14 protein-coding genes and 1 pseudogene are annotated in these 16,019 nt (G+C 68.9%); 6 read left to right on the forward strand and 9 right to left on the reverse strand.

Annotated features, from left to right (window positions below; genetic code table 11):
- Window positions 1-21 precede the first annotated feature (21 nt).
- Window positions 22-1,890, forward strand: coding sequence for a hypothetical protein (locus ABZ928_RS36370; RefSeq protein WP_361528339.1), 1,869 nt, complete (start codon window positions 22-24; stop codon window positions 1,888-1,890).
- Between the two features lie 676 nt (window positions 1,891-2,566).
- Here ABZ928_RS36370 and ABZ928_RS36375 read toward each other — a convergent pair.
- Window positions 2,567-3,517 carry an AraC family transcriptional regulator gene (locus tag ABZ928_RS36375; RefSeq protein WP_361528341.1) on the reverse strand — a complete coding sequence of 317 codons (951 nt, stop codon included), beginning with the start codon at window positions 3,515-3,517 and terminating at the stop codon, window positions 2,567-2,569.
- A 243-nt stretch (window positions 3,518-3,760) separates the two neighbouring features.
- Between ABZ928_RS36375 and ABZ928_RS36380 the strand changes: the two genes are divergently transcribed.
- The 4 genes from ABZ928_RS36380 to ABZ928_RS36395 all read left to right on the forward strand — a co-directional run bounded on the left by ABZ928_RS36380 (window position 3,761) and on the right by ABZ928_RS36395 (window position 7,797).
- Window positions 3,761-6,001, forward strand: coding sequence for a peptidoglycan recognition protein (locus tag ABZ928_RS36380; protein WP_361528343.1), 2,241 nt, complete (start codon window positions 3,761-3,763; stop codon window positions 5,999-6,001).
- A gap of 120 nt (window positions 6,002-6,121) precedes the next feature.
- Window positions 6,122-6,514: a helix-turn-helix transcriptional regulator gene (locus tag ABZ928_RS36385; protein ID WP_361528345.1), complete on the forward strand. Its 393-nt coding sequence runs from the start codon at window positions 6,122-6,124 to the stop codon at window positions 6,512-6,514.
- A 50-nt stretch (window positions 6,515-6,564) separates the two neighbouring features.
- Window positions 6,565-6,975: a VOC family protein gene (locus ABZ928_RS36390; RefSeq protein WP_361528347.1), complete on the forward strand. Its 411-nt coding sequence runs from the start codon at window positions 6,565-6,567 to the stop codon at window positions 6,973-6,975.
- 54 nt (window positions 6,976-7,029) lie between these two features.
- Window positions 7,030-7,797 carry a VOC family protein gene (locus tag ABZ928_RS36395; RefSeq protein ID WP_361528349.1) on the forward strand — a complete coding sequence of 256 codons (768 nt, stop codon included), beginning with the start codon at window positions 7,030-7,032 and terminating at the stop codon, window positions 7,795-7,797.
- 114 nt (window positions 7,798-7,911) lie between these two features.
- Here ABZ928_RS36395 and ABZ928_RS36400 read toward each other — a convergent pair whose 3' ends face one another.
- The 5 genes and pseudogenes from ABZ928_RS36400 to ABZ928_RS36420 form a co-directional block, all read right to left on the reverse strand.
- On the reverse strand, window positions 7,912-8,238 hold the full coding sequence (locus ABZ928_RS36400; RefSeq protein ID WP_361528351.1) for a DUF952 domain-containing protein: 327 nt from the start codon (window positions 8,236-8,238) through the stop codon (window positions 7,912-7,914).
- A gap of 9 nt (window positions 8,239-8,247) precedes the next feature.
- Window positions 8,248-9,485, reverse strand: a pseudogene (locus tag ABZ928_RS36405) (DUF6596 domain-containing protein).
- Entirely contained in the window at window positions 9,482-9,907 is a 426-nt protein-coding gene (locus tag ABZ928_RS36410; protein WP_361528353.1) for a YciI family protein, read from the reverse strand. Before ABZ928_RS36410 ends, ABZ928_RS36405 begins: the two are co-directional and overlap by 4 nt.
- 98 nt (window positions 9,908-10,005) lie before the next feature.
- Window positions 10,006-10,218, reverse strand: a complete 213-nt coding sequence (locus tag ABZ928_RS36415; protein ID WP_361528355.1) for a hypothetical protein — start codon at window positions 10,216-10,218, stop codon at window positions 10,006-10,008.
- A gap of 43 nt (window positions 10,219-10,261) precedes the next feature.
- Complete coding sequence (locus ABZ928_RS36420; protein WP_361528357.1) at window positions 10,262-10,846, reverse strand: dihydrofolate reductase family protein; 585 nt, start codon at window positions 10,844-10,846, stop codon at window positions 10,262-10,264.
- 147 nt (window positions 10,847-10,993) lie between these two features.
- On the opposite strand from ABZ928_RS36420, the gene ABZ928_RS36425 reads away from it, so the two are divergent.
- Complete coding sequence (locus tag ABZ928_RS36425) at window positions 10,994-11,584, forward strand: TetR family transcriptional regulator (RefSeq protein WP_361528359.1); 591 nt, start codon at window positions 10,994-10,996, stop codon at window positions 11,582-11,584.
- 662 nt (window positions 11,585-12,246) lie between these two features.
- Here the strand turns inward: ABZ928_RS36425 and ABZ928_RS36430 are convergent.
- The 3 genes from ABZ928_RS36430 to ABZ928_RS36440 form a co-directional block, all read right to left on the reverse strand.
- Entirely contained in the window at window positions 12,247-12,840 is a 594-nt protein-coding gene (locus tag ABZ928_RS36430; protein ID WP_361528361.1) for a GNAT family N-acetyltransferase, read from the reverse strand.
- Between the two features lie 381 nt (window positions 12,841-13,221).
- The gene (locus ABZ928_RS36435; RefSeq protein ID WP_361528363.1) at window positions 13,222-14,388 is read right to left on the reverse strand and encodes a family 2 encapsulin nanocompartment cargo protein polyprenyl transferase; all 1,167 of its coding nucleotides are present in this window, start codon (window positions 14,386-14,388) and stop codon (window positions 13,222-13,224) included.
- A gap of 113 nt (window positions 14,389-14,501) precedes the next feature.
- Entirely contained in the window at window positions 14,502-15,908 is a 1,407-nt protein-coding gene (locus ABZ928_RS36440; RefSeq protein WP_361528365.1) for a family 2B encapsulin nanocompartment shell protein, read from the reverse strand.
- Window positions 15,909-16,019: the final 111 nt, after the last annotated feature.

The raw sequence follows: 16,019 nt of genomic DNA on the forward strand, positions 1-16,019 counted from the left end.
ATTCGAATTCACCAGCTTACCGTGAAGACGAACTCCGAACAGGCCGTTTACCGATTTGAGCATCAGGTCACTATCGTGACCGGCAGCATTGGAGTGGGCAAAAGTAGTCTGCTCGAACTGATTAAATTTGGCCTCGGGTCGCAAAACGCCAAACTTATGCCAGCAGTCAGGCAGCACGTCACCTCGATAGAGCTACGGATTATCCTTGGCGAGCGCAGGTACAGACTCATCAGGGAGATGAATCAGAACACCATCGATGTGGTCGATGAGTCTACCGGGGAAATTATCGGCCCGTGGGCCGTGACCAACCGAAAGTATATGCCTAAGGCTAGTCAGCAATTGCTGGCAGCGTTGGGGCTTCCTCCTGACCTTCGGATTCCAAGGAAGCGCACGAAACCGACCAGCGAGACCGTCGGATTGAGTTTCTTCGACCTATATCGTTATGTCTATCTCGGGCAAAATGAGATCGACACGCAGGTAGTTGGACATGGAAATACCCACCTCGACCTTAAACGCCGCGCCGTCTTCGAGCTCGTGTACGGACTGAATTCGCCCGAACTGATCGACCTGGCCATCATGAGAGGTAAGTGGGTAGATCGCGCCGCGCAGTTGAAAGTCAGAGCAGAGGCAATTAAGGACTTCCTTGTCCAAGCAGAAGAGCCGGAACCAGATCGATTGCAGGATCTGGAGGGAGAGGCGAGGCGTGCTCTTGAAGAGGCCACGTCGCTACTTAATGCCGTTCGGACTGAAAGCGGGGCTGCCCTTGAAGCGCAACGCAGTACGCGCGAGCGGGTGAGCCAACTACGGGCTCAGTTAAGCGAGCTAATTGCCGTACACGACGCCACCGCAGCTGATGTTCTCAAAAGCAGGTCCCTAATGGCGCAACTTCGCTTGGAACAGCAAGCCCTAGAGCGTGCAGAAGTCGCGAATAGGGCGTTGAGTGGGCTCGAATTCACATCATGCCCACGTTGCCTCCAGGATTTGACGCACCGCGAGGTACCGAGCGGGCATTGTCTGCTCTGCACCCAGTCCGAACCAACAGCCAACGAGTTTGACAGCGGAGAAATGAAGCGCCTGACGGCGCAAATTCGTGAGACACAGTCTCTGCTGGACGAAGATGAAGAGGCTTTGGAAGGACAGCGGGAGCAGGTTCGTTCTGTAGAGTCGGAACTGGCCGAAGTAAGCATCGAGCTGGAGCGAGCTGCCTCGGAGCTGATCAGCCCGCAGCTTGAAGAGGTGCAGACACTGGCTATGGAGATTGCCCGACTTGAAGGCCAATTGGAGCGGCTAGAAGCGTCTGGAGCGCGCTGGAGTAATTACCAATCCACAGTAGAGGCTGCGCAGGACGCCGAAGTAGAAGCTAGCCGAGTATCTGAGCGAGAAAACGCGCTGCAGGACGATCTAGCCCGTAACCAGGAGCGGATCGAAGCGCTATCAGACGTATTTAACGAGATCGTTCGTTCTCTTCAGCTTCCGTGGTACACGAGCGCGAAAATTGACGAGGATACGTACCTTCCTATCGTGAATGGAGAGGCATTCGACCAACTTTCAGTTGGCGGAGCCCGAAAGACGATAGTGAACCTCGCATATCACCTGGCGAACTTGAAATATGGACTCCAGCATGAAGGTATTCCGTACCCTACGCTCTTGATTGTCGATAGTCCACGTAAAAATGTGGGGCAGACGCCTGAAGACTCGGCAGTAGCAGCAAAGGTCTACGAGTACATAATGCAACTGCAGCGAGAATTCAGCGGGTCATTCCAAATGATCATTGCGGATAATAGCGTCCCTACTGAGGCGCCGAATGAATACGGCGAACTACACTTCACCTACGACCATCCGTTGGTTCCTGGTGTTCCCCATCCAGGCGAGGGGGTAGAAACGGTCTAGGTGCCGGCGGCGCATACAGAGTCATCACCTCTACCCATATCCCGATACTCGGCGCTGAGTACTACACCGGCTATCGGCCCGATCCAGCGTCGCAATAGATCAAGTAGAGAGACCTCCGTGGCGATTGCTGCCTCCACTCCGGCGTCACGGATCGTGTACGGCAGAGGTGCCGAGCGTTCTGCAGCCACCGGGACGGCGCCCCCTGTACCCGCAGGATGAGAAGTGCCGTCGTCCTTGACTATGAGGCAGCCATGAGTTCGTTCGGCGGCTCCGCCGCAAAAGGAACTCCTTCTACAGCACGAAGGATGAGGTCCTGGATCGGCCGGTGAATGACGGTCACAGGGCCCTGCATCCGTCACCAGAGCGACGCCATGTCTGTAATCACGGAGAACGCCGAGCCGCCGTCAGTCCGCACATAGTCCGCAAGACACCCGCTCAAGACCGTCGCACCCCATCGCCACCAATCGCCAAAAGGCCAGGTCAGCGCTCCACAGGAAAGATCCCCGCAGGTCACCGACCTGGCCCATTACTAGGAGACCAAGAAGGCCTGATCCTGGCCGACTTCCCGGACCGGCGATCGGTGCACCATCGCGGGTCAGGGTCTTCCCGAAGGGGCCCGTCCGGTTCGCCGGGCGGGTCCCTTCGGCGTCAGGCGGCGGCGTCGGGGGCGGCGGCGTCAGCGGCGGAGGGTGGTGGACGGGGTGGTGCCGTAGGCCCTGCGGTAGGCGGCGGCGAAGCGGCCCGGGTGGGGGAAGCCCCAGCGTGCGGCGATGGCCTCGACCGTGGCTCCTCCGCCCTCGGCCGCGGACAGGTCCTGGTGCGCCAGGGCGAGGCGCACCCTGCGCAGATAGGTCATCGGCGTCGTGTCCAGCTGGGTTCGGAACGCGTATTGCAGGGCGCGTATGGACACATGGGCGGCCGCGGCGATCTCCGCCACGGACAGCGGCTGGTGGGGGTGGTCCTCGATGTAGGCGACGGCCCGTCTGAGGGTGGCGGTGTGGGCGTCGTTGCGGTCCTGGGCCAGCGGCTCGGTGCGCGCGGTGTTCGGGAACGCGGTGAGGATGCTCGCGGCCAGCAACTGGCTGCTGGCTGCGGCGATGAGCGGCTCGGCGGCGGTGGCCGGGTCGGCCAGGATGTGGTCGCGCAGGTAGGTAATAGTGTGCGTCAACTGGCGGGCCGCGGCCGGTGAGTGCGGGCGGTGCCCGGTCAGCCGTATCGGCTCGTGGGACGGGTGAGGGCCGGCGGCGACCAGGGCCAGCACGGCGGGGTCCAGCATGGTGATGTTGTAGCGGGCCGTGCGGATCCGCCCCGCGTAGGGGAGGTCGGGCGGTGCGAGGAGGACCATGTCGCCGGGGCCGAAGGAGTCCCGTACGCCGTGGAAGGTGTGGTCCTGGATGGTGCCCTCGTGCACCAGGCAGAGGCAGATCCGGCCCAGCGGGGTCACCGCGTAGCTCATGTCGAAGGCCAGATCGAGCTCGTCCACGCTGACCATCGGCAGGGTCTCGCGCCGGATGCTGGTCCTGCTCTCGCGCGGAGTGCCGCTGCTGACCCGCATGCGCGCGTACGCCTGGCAGAGGAAGTCCTCCACCTGTTCTATGTCGTCGCTCTCGAACACCTGCGAACCCATGGGTCAACCGTCCCCTGGCACGGCCCGGTTCCTCGCGCAGCCACCACCGGGACTCCCCGCCGACTCGGCCTTCTCCTCACGTTACGCGCTTCCGTGACGCAGATCACTGCGTTCTTACCGAGGACAACAACCGCGTTGCCCGAGTTGTGCACTTTGTGGACGTTGCCCTACGCATACCTTTCCCCTTGGCATCACACCTGTGATGTCTCTGGGGGCACTGTTGCGAAAGGTGTGCGCGTCGACATGAGACGTCGTTGGTGGGGGGCGGCCGCGTTGACGGCGGCCACGGTGACCGGGGCCCTGGTCGTCCAGGGTGTGAGCGGAGGGTCCACGGGCAGTGCGGCGGACGACGAGAAGGCGTCGCAGCCGGTCAGGACGAGTACCCGCACCGCCCAGTTGACCATCGACGCCGACGGCACCTCGGCCACGCTGGGCAAGCGCGACACCGCGCCGTTCAGCATGCTCGGCCTCACCTGGTCCGACACGTCCGCGCGAGTGAACGCCACCATCGAGGCCCGTACCCGGGACGCCGAGACCGGCGCTTGGTCGAAGTGGCTGACGCTGGAGGGTGATGGCGGCGAGGGCGAGGAGGGGGCCACGCGGGCCGGGACCGAGCCGTCCTGGGTCGGCGCGTCCGACGGCGTGGAAGTACGCGTGGACGGCAAGACCTCGGCCAAGCTGCCGAAGGGGCTGCGCCTCGACATGGTCGACCCGGGCTCCGGCACGGTGTCGGACCTGGAGCCGGCCGCCTTCGTCATGGAGGACACCGCCTCGCCCAGCGCCACCGCGAGCGAGGACGTCACGGCCACGCCGTCGACGAGCGCGAGCGGCGGCACGGAGACGCCGACCGCCTCCGCGAGCGCGTCGCAGACGCCGACCGCTTCCGCGAGCACGTCACCGACGGCCTCCGCCTCGGCGTCCGCCTCCCCGACCTCGACCGCGCCCTCCGCGCCGGCGTCCACCGTGCCGGAGCCGCCGATCACCTCGCGGGCCGGATGGGGCGCCGACGAGTCGATCAGTCCCGAGGAGCCCACCTATCTGCCGGGCGGCAAGGTCAAGGCGGTCACGGTCCACCACACCGTGAACTCCAACGACTACACCTGCGCCGAGGCCCCGGCCCTCATCCGCGGCATCTACACGTACCACGTGAAGTCGCAGGGCTGGAAAGACATCGGCTACAACTTCCTCGTCGACAAGTGCGGCACGATCTACGAGGGCCGCAAGGGCGGCGTCGACCTCCCGGTGCTCGGCGCGCACACCTACGGCTTCAACAGCCAGACCGCCGGTATCGCCGTGCTCGGCACCTACACCGACACGAGCGCCAGTACGGCCGTGCTGAGCTCGGTCGCCCGGCTCGCCGCGTGGAAGCTCGGCCAGTACGGCGTCGACCCGAACGGCACGACCACGCTGACCGCGGGCGCCGACGGCAACAACTACTTCGGCAAGTCGTGGACCCTGGGCACGCAGTTGACGTACCCGACGATCATCGGTCACCGCGACGCCTACAACACGGAGTGCCCGGGCACCTCCCTCTACGCCCAGCTGCCCACGATCCGCTCCTGGGCGGCGGGCCCGGTCGCCGGGCTCACCCTGAAGTCGGTCACCGGCTCGGGCGCGGTCGGTACGACGGCGTACACCAAGGCCTCCGCCACCCTGAACTGGTCGGCCACCACGCCGTCCGCGCTGATCTCCAAGTACGAGCTCCTGGTCGACGGCAAGGTCGCCGCCACCGCCGCGGGCACCGCCACCTCCGGCAAGGTCAGCCTGGCGGTCGGCAGCCACAAGGTCGCCGTACGGGCCGTCCACCAGTCCGGGAAGACGGCGACCACCGCGACGGCGACGGTCGTCGCGGAGACCACCGCGCCCACTTTCTCCACCAAGCCGAACCTGGCTCTGCGCACCGGCACGGTGAGCACCACGGCCGTGCCGCTCACGCTGAAGTGGAAGGCCACGGACACGGCCGCGCTGAAGGAGGTCCGGCTGACCGCCCCGGGCACCGCGACCTACGGTCCCACGACGACCAGCACCGTCCAGAGCGCCAAGCCCGGTACGGCCACCACCTGGTCGCTGAAGGCCTACGACCAGGCCGGCAACACCGCCACCGCCTCGGTCAGCGGCACCCCGGTGATCCTCCAGGAGACCTCGGCGACCAAGTCGGGGACCTGGACGGCCAAGTCCTCGTACAGCTACCTGGGCGGCAAGTCGTACACCAGCAAGACCAAGAACGCCTCGCTGAGCTGGACGTTCACCGGCCGCTCGGCGGCCTGGGTGGTCTCGCGGGCCTCGACCTCCGGGCAGGCGTACGTGTACGTGGACGGCGCGAAGGTCGCCACGGTCGATCTGAAGTCGACGACGACCGCGTACCGCAACGCGATCTGGACGAAGACCTGGTCGAGCAGTGCCAAGCACACGGTGAAGATCGTGGTCGTGGGCACGAGCGGCCGGCCGACGGTGACGACGGACGGCCTGGTGTACCTCAAGTAGCGGCGTGCTGATCGTGCCCCGGGCTCAGTGGAACCGGGGCACGGTCAGCGCGATGCCGGCCACGTGCGGCGAGGCCGGAAGGCTTACCGGGAATGCCGGCCTCCGTGCGATGCTGACGACGTGAACCGTGAGGATTTGGTGCGTCTGCGCAAGGCCCGCGACCGTATGGACCGCGAGTACACCGAGCCCCTCGACGTGACCGCCCTCGCGGGCACCGCCCTGATGTCCCCGGGCCACTTCCAGCGCAGCTTCAAGGAGGCGTACGGCGAGACCCCGTACGCCTATCTCATGACCCGCCGGGTCGAGCGCGCGAAGATGCTGCTGCGCCGGGGCGACCTCTCCGTGACGGACGTCTGCATGGCGGTCGGCTGTACGTCGCTCGGCTCCTTCAGTGCGCGTTTCACCGAGCTGGTGGGCGAGACGCCGAGTTCTTACCGCGCCCGCTCGCACGAGGAGAGCGCGGAGATCCCGCCGTGTGTGGTGCGGGCGTACACGCGGCCGAGACGGGCATAGGACCGCGTTCGGGGCGGGCGTGGCGCCGGGATCGGCCGTAGGTTGGGCCCATGGACCTGAGACTCCACAACTGTTTCATCGCCGTCGACGACCACGACAAGGCCGTCGCCTTCTACGTCGACGTGCTCGGCCTGGAGATCCGCAACGACGTCAAGTACGAGGGGATGCGGTGGGTGACCGTCGGGTCGCCGCTTCAGCCGGACGTGTCGATCGTCCTGGAGCCGCCCGCCGCGGACCCGGGCCTCTCCCCCGCCGACCGCGAGGTGATGGAGCAGCTCCTGGCCAAGGGCGTGCTGCGCGGGGTCAATTTCACCACCGAGGACTGCGACGCCCTCTTCGCCCGGGTCCAGGAGTCCGGCGCCGAGGTGATCCAGGAGCCGACGGACATGCCGTACGGGATGCGGGACTGCGCGTTCCGGGACCCGGCCGGAAATATGCTGCGGTTCATGCAGACCCGCTGATCTACGATCCCCGTCTACGATCCCCGTCTACGATCCCCGTCTACGATCCCCGGCATGAGCATCCGCTGGACGTACGCCTTCGTCGACCGGCCCGCCGGACGGTTCGAGCGGGCCAGTGAGTTCTGGACTGCGGTTACGGACACACGGCTTTCCGGACTCCGGGGAGAGCAGAAGGAGTTCGCGACCCTGCTGCCCGGCGCCGGGGCCGACGCCTGCGTGAAGATCCAGGGGGTGGCGGCCGGTCCTGGCGGTGCCCATCTCGACTTCGCCGTGGACGACGTACGGGAGTTCACGGGGTCGGCGACCCGGCTGGGGGCTCAAGTGGTCGCCGATGAGGGGACGTTGGTCGTACTGCGGTCCCCCGCCGGGGAGTTGTTCTGCGCGGTGCCCTGGGACGGCGAGTCCGTCCGCCCGCCCGTCGTCCACGGCAGCCGCCTGGACCAGGTCTGCCTGGACGTCCCGCCGTCGCGCTACGCCGCCGAAGTCGCCTTCTGGACGGCCCTGTTGCCCGACTGGACGTCCCGCCCGGGCTCGCTCCCCGAGTTCCACGTCCTCGCACCGCCGCCCGGCCTCCCGGTCCGCGTCCTCCTCCAGCGGCTCGACGAGGAACCCGCCCCCTCCGCCCACCTCGACCTGGCCTGCGCCGACATCGAGGCGACCCGGGTGCGGCACGAGGAGCTGGGCGCCGAGACGGTCGCCCACGGCCGGCACTGGACGGTGATGCGGGACCCGGCGGGCGGCACGTACTGCCTGACGGGCCGGGACCCGGAGACGGGCGGGCTGCCCCCGCGCTCCGCTGGGGGTGCCGCGACAGGCCGTTAGTCAGCTGCGGCACCGTCGTGGCTGGTCGCGCCCGCGCGGCGGAGCCGCACATGACACAGCCCCGCGCCCCTTTGGGGCGCGATCATGCCCCCTGTTCCGACCAGAACCGTCCCGTCACCCCCACGCCTGCACGTCCACCACGGCGTCCACCGGGAGCGGCCCGTAGATGTGCGGGAACTCCTCGGCGCCGGGCTCCGGGGCCTCGTACTTCAGGGGGACGCCGAGCCGGTCGGGGTCGATGACCAGGAGGACCAGTTCGTCGGGCCCGTCGTAGGAGCCGTAGAGGAAGGCGGCGACCTTGGGGAGCTGCGCGCGGGTGGAGCAGTGGATGAAGCCCTCCTCCTGGAGGGTCTTGCCGCGCGTCGACATCTCGTAGGTGCCGCGGGCGCGGGCGGCTTCCCAGAGGGAACGCTCGGTCAGGTGCACGATGGGCGTGGACATGCCCTCACGTTAAGCCCTGAGCCGTGCCGCCCGCGCCTGCAAATAGCGCCGTTCGGGCAGGCTCAGAGCCTGCGCCGCCGCCGACTCATAGGCGGCGCGCGCCTCGTCGTACGCCCCCGCCCGCTCCAGCAGATGACCGCGTACGGCATCCCGGCGGTGCCCCAACGCACCTTCCAGGGCGTCCAGTTCGGCGAGGCCCGCCTCCGGTCCGTGGAGCATGGCAACGGCGACCGCGCGGTTGAGGCGTTCGACGGGGCCGGGGACGAGGCGGACCAGGAGGTCGTAGAGGCCGAGGATCTCCCGCCAGTCGGTGGCCTCGGCGGACGGTGCCTCGTCGTGGACGGCGGCGATGGCGGCGCGCAGCTGGTAGGGCCCGGCGGGACCTTGTCGCAGCGCCCGGGTGATCAGGGCGACGCCCTCGTCGATCGCGGCCTTGTCCCAGCGGTCGCGGTCCTGCTCGTCGAGGGGCACGAGGTCGCCGTTCGCGGCCGTGCGGGCCTCGCGGCGGGCGTCGGTGAGCAGCATCAGGGCGAGCAGTCCGGTGACCTCACCGGCGTCCGGGAGGAGACGGTGGACGGCACGGGTCAGCCGGATCGCCTCACCGGCCAGTTCACGGCGTTGCAGCACGGGTCCCGAGGACGCCGTATAGCCCTCGTTGAAGATCAGGTAGAGCGTGTGGAGGACGGCCGGAAGCCGCGCCGCCCAGTTGTCGGGCCGCCCGAAGCGCGCGCCCTTCACCTTCTGCTTCGCACGGCTGATCCTCCCCCACTGCCTTAAGGGCGTGGGAGGTGCCCCCAGGCCATGGTCGGCTCGGGCACGAGATAGGCGCGGGCGATCTCGGCCGTCGTCAGACCGCCGACCGCACGGAGAGTGAGCGCGATCTGGGCGGGCTGGGGCAGGTCGGGGTGGCAGCAGAGGAAGAGCAGGGAGAGGGTGTCGTCCTCGCGCGGCGCCCGGTCCGCCCCGGGCGCCAGGCGTACGTCGAGCGCCACCGCCCGCTCCTCCCGGGCCCGCCGCGCGTCCTCCGCCCGCAACGCGTCCACCAGCCGCCGCGAGGCCACCTTGATCAGCCACCCGCGCGGATTGTCCGGGACCCCGCTCTCGGGCCACTGCCCCGCCGCGGCGAGAAGGGCCTCCTGTACGGCGTCCTCGGCGGTGTCGAAATGGCCGTACCGCCTGACCAGCGCGCCGAGGACCTGCGGCGCGTGCAGGCGCAGCAGGTCCTCGGTCGGGGTCGTCCGTCTCACGGGGCTGTGAGGTCTCCGGCACCGTCCGGGATGGGGCGGATCACCACCGGGTAGTTGGGGGCACCCTCGGGCTGCGGGCATCGCGAGACGCGTTCGGCGATCTCCGTGACCCGCTCCAGGCTCGCGCAGTCCAGGACCCAGTAGCCGGCCAGCAGCTCCTTGGTCTCGCTGTACGGGCCGTCGGTGATCACGGCCTTGCCGTCCGCGTCGAGGCTGACGTGCCGGGTCTGCGTGGGCTCGGCGAGACCCTGGGCGTCGACCAGTTCGCCGCTCTCGGCCAGGTCGTCGTTGATCGCGCCCATCCAGGCGAACATCGCCTGGATGTCCTCCTCGTTCCAGGCGGCCGGGGAGTGCACGGAGGTCTTGCCCCGCATGGCCTCGTAGTCGGCCTGGGTTCCCTGCACCATGACCAGGTACTTCATGACTGAGCTCCTTCGGCTCCGGCCACCCCTGACGGGCGGCTCTCACAGGGGACGTCGGAGCCCGGCCCGGTTTCTCGACAGGGTCAGCTTTCCGGGCTTCATGATTCTTTCGCGGTGGCGGATTTCCCGCCGGTCTTCTTCGCGCGCTCGCCCTCGGGCTCGGCGCCCTCCTCGACGTAGGCCTCGCACTCCGGATTCCGGCACGGCCCGGCCACCCAGACCGGAACCCACGCGCCGAGCGTCTTGTGACGCTTGACGACCGTCCCGACGGACTGTCCACAGGAGGGACAGACGTGTTCTTGACTGTCCATGCCTTCAGGGTAGGGCGGCGCGGCCGCCAGCGCTTCCTGCTCGTCAGGGCTTCCTGCTGTACGTCCGCACGAAGACGCCGTTCTTGAAGAGCCGGAACTCGTCGAGCCCGAACTCGGTGATCGAGAAGCCGGATCCGAACATCGGCATGCCTCGGCCGATGGTGACCGGGTAGGTCTTGATGACCAGTTCGTCGATCTCGCCGAACAGTTCACCGGCGAGCTGCGAGCCCCCACAGAGGTAGATCCCCAAGTCACCTTCCTCGGCCTTGAGTTCACGGACCTTGCCGAGCAGGTCGTCGGCGATGATCTCGACGTGCGGGTCGGGTGACTCGGTGAGGCTGCGGGAGGCGACGTACTCGCGCAGCTGGCTGTAGGGGCTGGTGTGCCCTTCCTTCAGCCCCACCTCGTAGCTGCCGCGACCTTGGATCACGGTGTCGAACCGCTTGTTCTCCAGGTGATGGACACCGAGGGCGCGGCGGCCATGGGCCGCGATGGTCTCCGGGTACTCGGCCTTGAGGAACTCCAGGAACTCCTCGTCGACGAACGGGTACATGAAGGACGCGTCGCCGCTCTCGTCACCGATGAAGCCGTCGATGGAACAGGCGACGAAGTAGGTGAGCTTTCGCAAGCTGGTTCTCTTTCCGTAGGCTGCGTTCTGCTGGTCGAACCACATCATCTGTAGTGCTTCAGATGAAGTACTTCAGTTGTAGTGCTTCACTTGTAGTGGTCGCAAGGGTGTTGCGGCGGTCGGTTCAAGTGGGAGAGGGGATTCCGTATGGCGAGCAATCCGGAGCGGCGGGCCGCACTGGTGGACGCCGGGGTCGAGGTGCTCGCGCGGGAGGGGGCCCGCGGGCTGACGTTCCGCGCGGTGGACGCGGCGGCGGGGGTACCGGTGGGGACCGCGTCCAACTACTTCACCGGGCGCGGCGACCTGCTCCGCCAGATAGACACCCGGCTGCACGTACGCCTCGCCCCCGACCCCTCGGTCCTCGCCGAACTGACGGCGAGACCGAAGGACCGGGCCCTGGTCACGGCGTTCATGCAGGACCTCATGACCCGCGCGACCCACGACCGCACCGGCTACCTCGCCCTCTTGGAGATGCGCCTCGAAGCCACCCGCCGCCCCGAACTCCGCGAGTCCTTCACGAAGTCGCTGCGCGGCGACCTGGAGGAGGGCATGGAGTTCCACCGGGACATGGGGCTGCCGGGGGGTGACGAGACGGTCGTGGTGCTGTATCTGGCCATGCTCGGGCTGATCCTGGAGCACCTGACGCTGCCGGGGGTGCTGGAGGGGGTGCTGCCGGGGGTGGGGGTGCCGGAGGGGTTGGTGGAGCGGGTGGTGGGGGTTGTGGTGGGGGAAGGGTAGGGGGGCGGGGGGTGGCTGGGGCCTGGGGGTTCGGGGGGTGGCTGGGGCCCGCGGATTCGGGGGGGGGGGTGGCTGGGGCCCGGGGATTCGGGGGATGGCTGGGGCCCGCGGATTCGGGGGATGGCTGGGGCCCGGGGATTCGGGGGATGGCTGGGGCCCGCGGATTCGGGGGATGGCTGGGGCCCGGGGATTCGGGGGATGGCTGGGGCCCGGGGATTCGGGGGATGGCTGGGGCCCGGGGTCCAGGGGCCGCCGAGGTTCGGGGTGACCGGAGGTCCGGATGCGCCGGGCCTGGTTCCGGGTGACCGGAGAGACAGGCGGCCAGAGGTCCGGAGGCGGCGGGATCCGGGATCCGGGTGGCCAGAGGTCCAGGCGGCCGGGGTCCGGAAGCGGCCGGGATCCGGGGTGGCCGGAGGTCCGGAGGCGGGATCCGGGCTCCGGGCGGCCGGAGGTCCAGGCGGCCGGGATCCGGGGTGGCCGGAGGTCCGGAGGGGGCCGGGGTCCAGGCGCCGAGGGCGCAATTGGCAGCTGCGTCCCACGGCTGGGCCCAGTCACCTGCGGTTTTGCCGACTGCGACGCGGACGCATCCGCCAATTACCTCCCTACCGGCACGCCGCCCGACCTGCGGGGACCCGGGCGACCGAGGCCCGGGCGAACGGGGGTCACCCTCGCGGGTCGCGCCACATCGGCCACATCTTCGGGCCGTCCGGGAGGGTCAGGGCTGGGCCCGTCTGTTCGAAGCCCAGGCGTTCGTAGAGGGCTCGGCTGCGGGGGCTGCTTGCCTCCAGGTAGGCGGGGAGGCCCTCTCGGTCGCAGCGGTCGGTGACCGAGCCGATGAGGGCGGCGCCGAGGCCCTGGCCCTGGTTTCCCGGGGTCACGCCGATCATCCAGAGGTACTCGTGGGCGCGCCCGGCGGGATGGATCTCGGCCGTCAGCCGACCGAGGATCTCCACGCGCTCGTTCTCCGGGTCGACCGCGGCGCGGACCTGCCTGAACCCCTCGCCGCCGTCGTCGTGCACCTCGTCGGGCATGGGGAGCCAGAGCGCGCAGGCGCTGCCGTCCTCGGTCAGGTCTATCCGGCCCTCCGCGAGCACGATGTCGGCGAACGCGGCCATGAGGAGCGGCTGGGTCTCCCGGCGGTACTCGACACCCGGGAAGATCCAGCCACTGACCGGGTCGTCCTGGAACGCCGCGCTCAACACCCGTACGACCAGCTCGCGATCGCCCTGACCCGCCGCCCGGATCGCCACACCCATGCCCCGCCCCTTTGCGTCAACTCGCCTTGTCCGTGCGGGCGTTGACTCTATAGGAAGCAGGAAGCACGGCTGGGGCGGGTGTGACGTGAACAGGCGAGGCCCGCACACCGTGGGGATGTGCGGGACCCGCCGGACCGGAGCCCCACAGGACCGTGCGGGGTCAGGAGCCGCAGGGCCCCGGGGGCTCCGGGGTTCAGGACGACCGCGTGCGCAGCCGCATCCGGGCCGCATCGCATCCGCATCCAGGTCGCATCCGCATCGCATTCGGATCCGCGGCCGCATCCGGGCCGGCGTCGGCACCAACTCCGAGCCCACGCCACGACCGCATCCGCATCCGCATCCGCATCCGCAGACCAATACGGCCTCTTCACCTACCAGCGCTCAACCACTCCGCCGTGTCACGAACTCCGCGAGCGCCAACAGCCCTTCCGCCGCCTCCGGTTCCGGCACCGCGCGGGACAGTTCGCCCATCGCTCGGGCCATCCGGTCGCCGGCCTGGACCTGGGCCCAGTCGCGTCCGCCGGCCCGTTCGACCGCGAGTGCCGTGCGGTCGAGGTCCTCCTTCGCGCAGGGAGCCGCGTAGAGCGCCGCCAGTTCCGTGGCCGCCGGGGTGCCGGAGGTCAGCGCGGCGACCACCGGCAGGGACTTCTTGCGGGCGGCGAGGTCCGCTCCGGCCGGTTTGCCGGTGCGGCTCGGGTCGCCCCATATGCCGATGACGTCGTCGATGAGCTGGAAGGCGAGCCCGGCCTCCCGGCCGAACGCGTCCAGCGCCCGGACGTCGTCCTCCGACGCGCCCGCGTAGAGCGCGCCCAGCGCACAGGCGCAGCCGAGCAGCGCGCCCGTCTTGGCCTCGGCCATGGCGAGCACCTCGGCGAGGGTGACCTCGTCGGGGCCCTGCTTCTCCATGGTCGTGTCCGCGTGCTGGCCCTCGCACAGTTCGACGACACAGGCCGCGAGCCGAGCGGCGGCCCGCCCCGCCGCCGGATGCGGATCCTCCGCGAGCAGTCCGAGGGCCAGTGCCTGGAGGGCGTCCCCGGCAAGGATCGCGTCGGTGTCGCCGAACACGGTCCAGGCGGTGGGCCGGTGGCGCCGGGTGGTGTCGCGGTCCATCACGTCGTCGTGCAGCAGCGTGAAGTTGTGGACCAGCTCCACCGCCGCGGCGGCCCGTACGGCGGCCTCCCGGGCCGGGGCTCCGCCCAGTGCGGCGGCCGCGGTGAGGACGAGCGCGGGCCGTATCGCCTTGCCCGCGTTGCCCGCCGCCGGTGTGCCGTCCGCGTGCTCCCAGCCGAAGTGGTAGAGCGCGATCCGGCGCATGGACCCGGGCAGCGTCTCGATCGCCGCGCGCAGCACGGGGTCGACCGAGACCCGGGTCCGCTCCAGGATCACCGCCGCCTCGTGCCCGTCGAGCGGCCCTGTCCCGGCAGGACCCTTCCCGGCAGGCCCCTTCCCGGCGGGGCGCGCGTCGGCGGGGCCCTCGCCCGCAAAGCGTTCCCCGGCGGGGGGCTCCCCGGCAGCGTGCCGCTTCGCCTCCCTGATCAGCTCGGTCATGAGGGTTCCCCTCGGCGTGTCCGCGGGCGGTGGCGCTCCGCTGCGGCTGGGCGCGTACGACCGGGATGTACCCGCCCTTGCGGGCGGGGACACCGCTCCCAGCTGCAGAAACGTCACCTCCAGCGGCCGATCTCGACGTTCTCCAGCACGCCGAGCGCGTCCGGCACAAGGACCGCGGCCGAGTAGTACGCCGTCACCAGGTACTTGATGATCGCCTGCTCATTGATGCCCATGAACCGCACCGACAGGCTCGGCTCGATCTCGTCCGGGATGCCGGCCTGCTGGAGACCGATCACGCCCTGCTCGGCCTCGCCGGTACGCATCGCGATGATCGAGGTCGTACGGGCCTCGGTGACCGGGATCTTGTTGCACGGGTAGATCGGGATCCCGCGCCAGGTGGGGATGCGGTTGCCGCTCACGTCGATGGTCTCGGGGACGAGTCCGCGCTTGTTGAACTCACGCCCGATCGCGGAGATCGCGCGCGGGTGGGCGAGCAGGAACTTGGTGCCGCGCCGCCTGCTGAGCAGTTCGTCCAGGTCGTCGGGGCTGGGCACACCGTCGTGCGGCTGGAGCCGCTGGTCGTACTCGCAGTTGCTGAGCAGCCCGAACTCACGGTTGTTGACCAGCTCGTGCTCCTGGCGCTCCTTCAACGCCTCGACGGTGAGCCTGAGTTGCTGCTCGGTCTGGTTCATCGGCTGGTTGTAGAGGTCGGCCACGCGCGAGTGGATGCGCAGCACGGTCTGGGCGACGCTCAGTTCGTACTCGCGCGGCCGGGCCTCGTAGTCGACGAAGGTGTGCGGGATGTCCGGCTCGCCGGTGTGACCGGCCGCGAGGTCGATCGCCTTCTCGCCGTACCTGTTGGTGCTCTGCTCCGGGATCGCGCGCTGCTCCTGGAGGTGGTCGCGCAGGGAGTCGGTGCGCTCGGCGACCTGCTCGACGGCGTCGCGCGGCAGGACGAGCACGGTGCAGGCGGTGACCGCGCGCGCGGTGTACTCCCAGATGGCCTCGGGGTCGAGGAGCGCCTGGTCGCCGAAGTAGGCGCCGTCGGCGAGGACTCCGAGGACCGCGTCGTCGCCGTACGGGCCGGTGCCGATCGTCTCCACCCTGCCGTGCGCCAGCAGGAAGACCTCGTCGGCGCGGCTGCCGAACTCGGCGATCACGTCACCCGCGCCGAACTCGCGCTGCTGGCAGCGCCGGGACAGTTCGGTGAGCACCTCCTCGTCCTCGTACGACCGCAGCGCCGGCAGTTCGCACAGTTCCTCGGGGATGACCTCGACCCGGTCACCCGTCTTCACAAAAGTGACCCGGCCGTCCCCCACGGCGTAGGTCAGCCGCCGGTTCACGCGGTACGTACCGCCTTGAACGTTGACCCAGGGCAGCATGCGCAGCAGCCAGCGGGAGCTGATCTCCTGCATCTGGGGTGCGGACTTGGTGGTGGTGGCCAGGTTCCGCGCGGCCGCAGTGCCGAGACTCTGCTGCGGCCGGCCCTGCTCCGTGCGGACCTCTTCGCCTACCGACATATGAGAATTGCCCTCCCGGTCATGCTCCCGCGCCGGTCTGCGCCGGGGCATCGATCTGCGGGCAAGCCTTCCATCACTCAGTGTGTCGGTGCTATTACACGAAAGGGTTGG

The organism is Streptomyces sp. NPDC046909 (assembly GCF_040644695.1).
Taxonomy (GTDB): Bacteria; Actinomycetota; Actinomycetes; order Streptomycetales; family Streptomycetaceae; genus Streptomyces.

Excerpts from the sequence above, each read along its gene's own strand:
- ABZ928_RS36375 (WP_361528341.1), bottom strand. The coding sequence starts at position 3,517 with ATGGGTTCGCAGGTGTTCGAGAGCGACGACATAGAACAGGTGGAGGAC.
- ABZ928_RS36380 (WP_361528343.1), top strand. The coding sequence starts at position 3,761 with ATGAGACGTCGTTGGTGGGGGGCGGCCGCGTTGACGGCGGCCACGGTG.
- ABZ928_RS36390 (WP_361528347.1), top strand. The coding sequence starts at position 6,565 with ATGGACCTGAGACTCCACAACTGTTTCATCGCCGTCGACGACCACGAC.
- ABZ928_RS36395 (WP_361528349.1), top strand. The coding sequence starts at position 7,030 with ATGAGCATCCGCTGGACGTACGCCTTCGTCGACCGGCCCGCCGGACGG.
- ABZ928_RS36400 (WP_361528351.1), bottom strand. The coding sequence starts at position 8,238 with ATGTCCACGCCCATCGTGCACCTGACCGAGCGTTCCCTCTGGGAAGCC.
- ABZ928_RS36410 (WP_361528353.1), bottom strand. The coding sequence starts at position 9,907 with ATGAAGTACCTGGTCATGGTGCAGGGAACCCAGGCCGACTACGAGGCC.
- ABZ928_RS36415 (WP_361528355.1), bottom strand. The coding sequence starts at position 10,218 with ATGGACAGTCAAGAACACGTCTGTCCCTCCTGTGGACAGTCCGTCGGG.
- ABZ928_RS36425 (WP_361528359.1), top strand. The coding sequence starts at position 10,994 with ATGGCGAGCAATCCGGAGCGGCGGGCCGCACTGGTGGACGCCGGGGTC.
- ABZ928_RS36430 (WP_361528361.1), bottom strand. The coding sequence starts at position 12,840 with ATGGGTGTGGCGATCCGGGCGGCGGGTCAGGGCGATCGCGAGCTGGTC.
- ABZ928_RS36435 (WP_361528363.1), bottom strand. The coding sequence starts at position 14,388 with ATGACCGAGCTGATCAGGGAGGCGAAGCGGCACGCTGCCGGGGAGCCC.
- ABZ928_RS36440 (WP_361528365.1), bottom strand. The coding sequence starts at position 15,908 with ATGTCGGTAGGCGAAGAGGTCCGCACGGAGCAGGGCCGGCCGCAGCAG.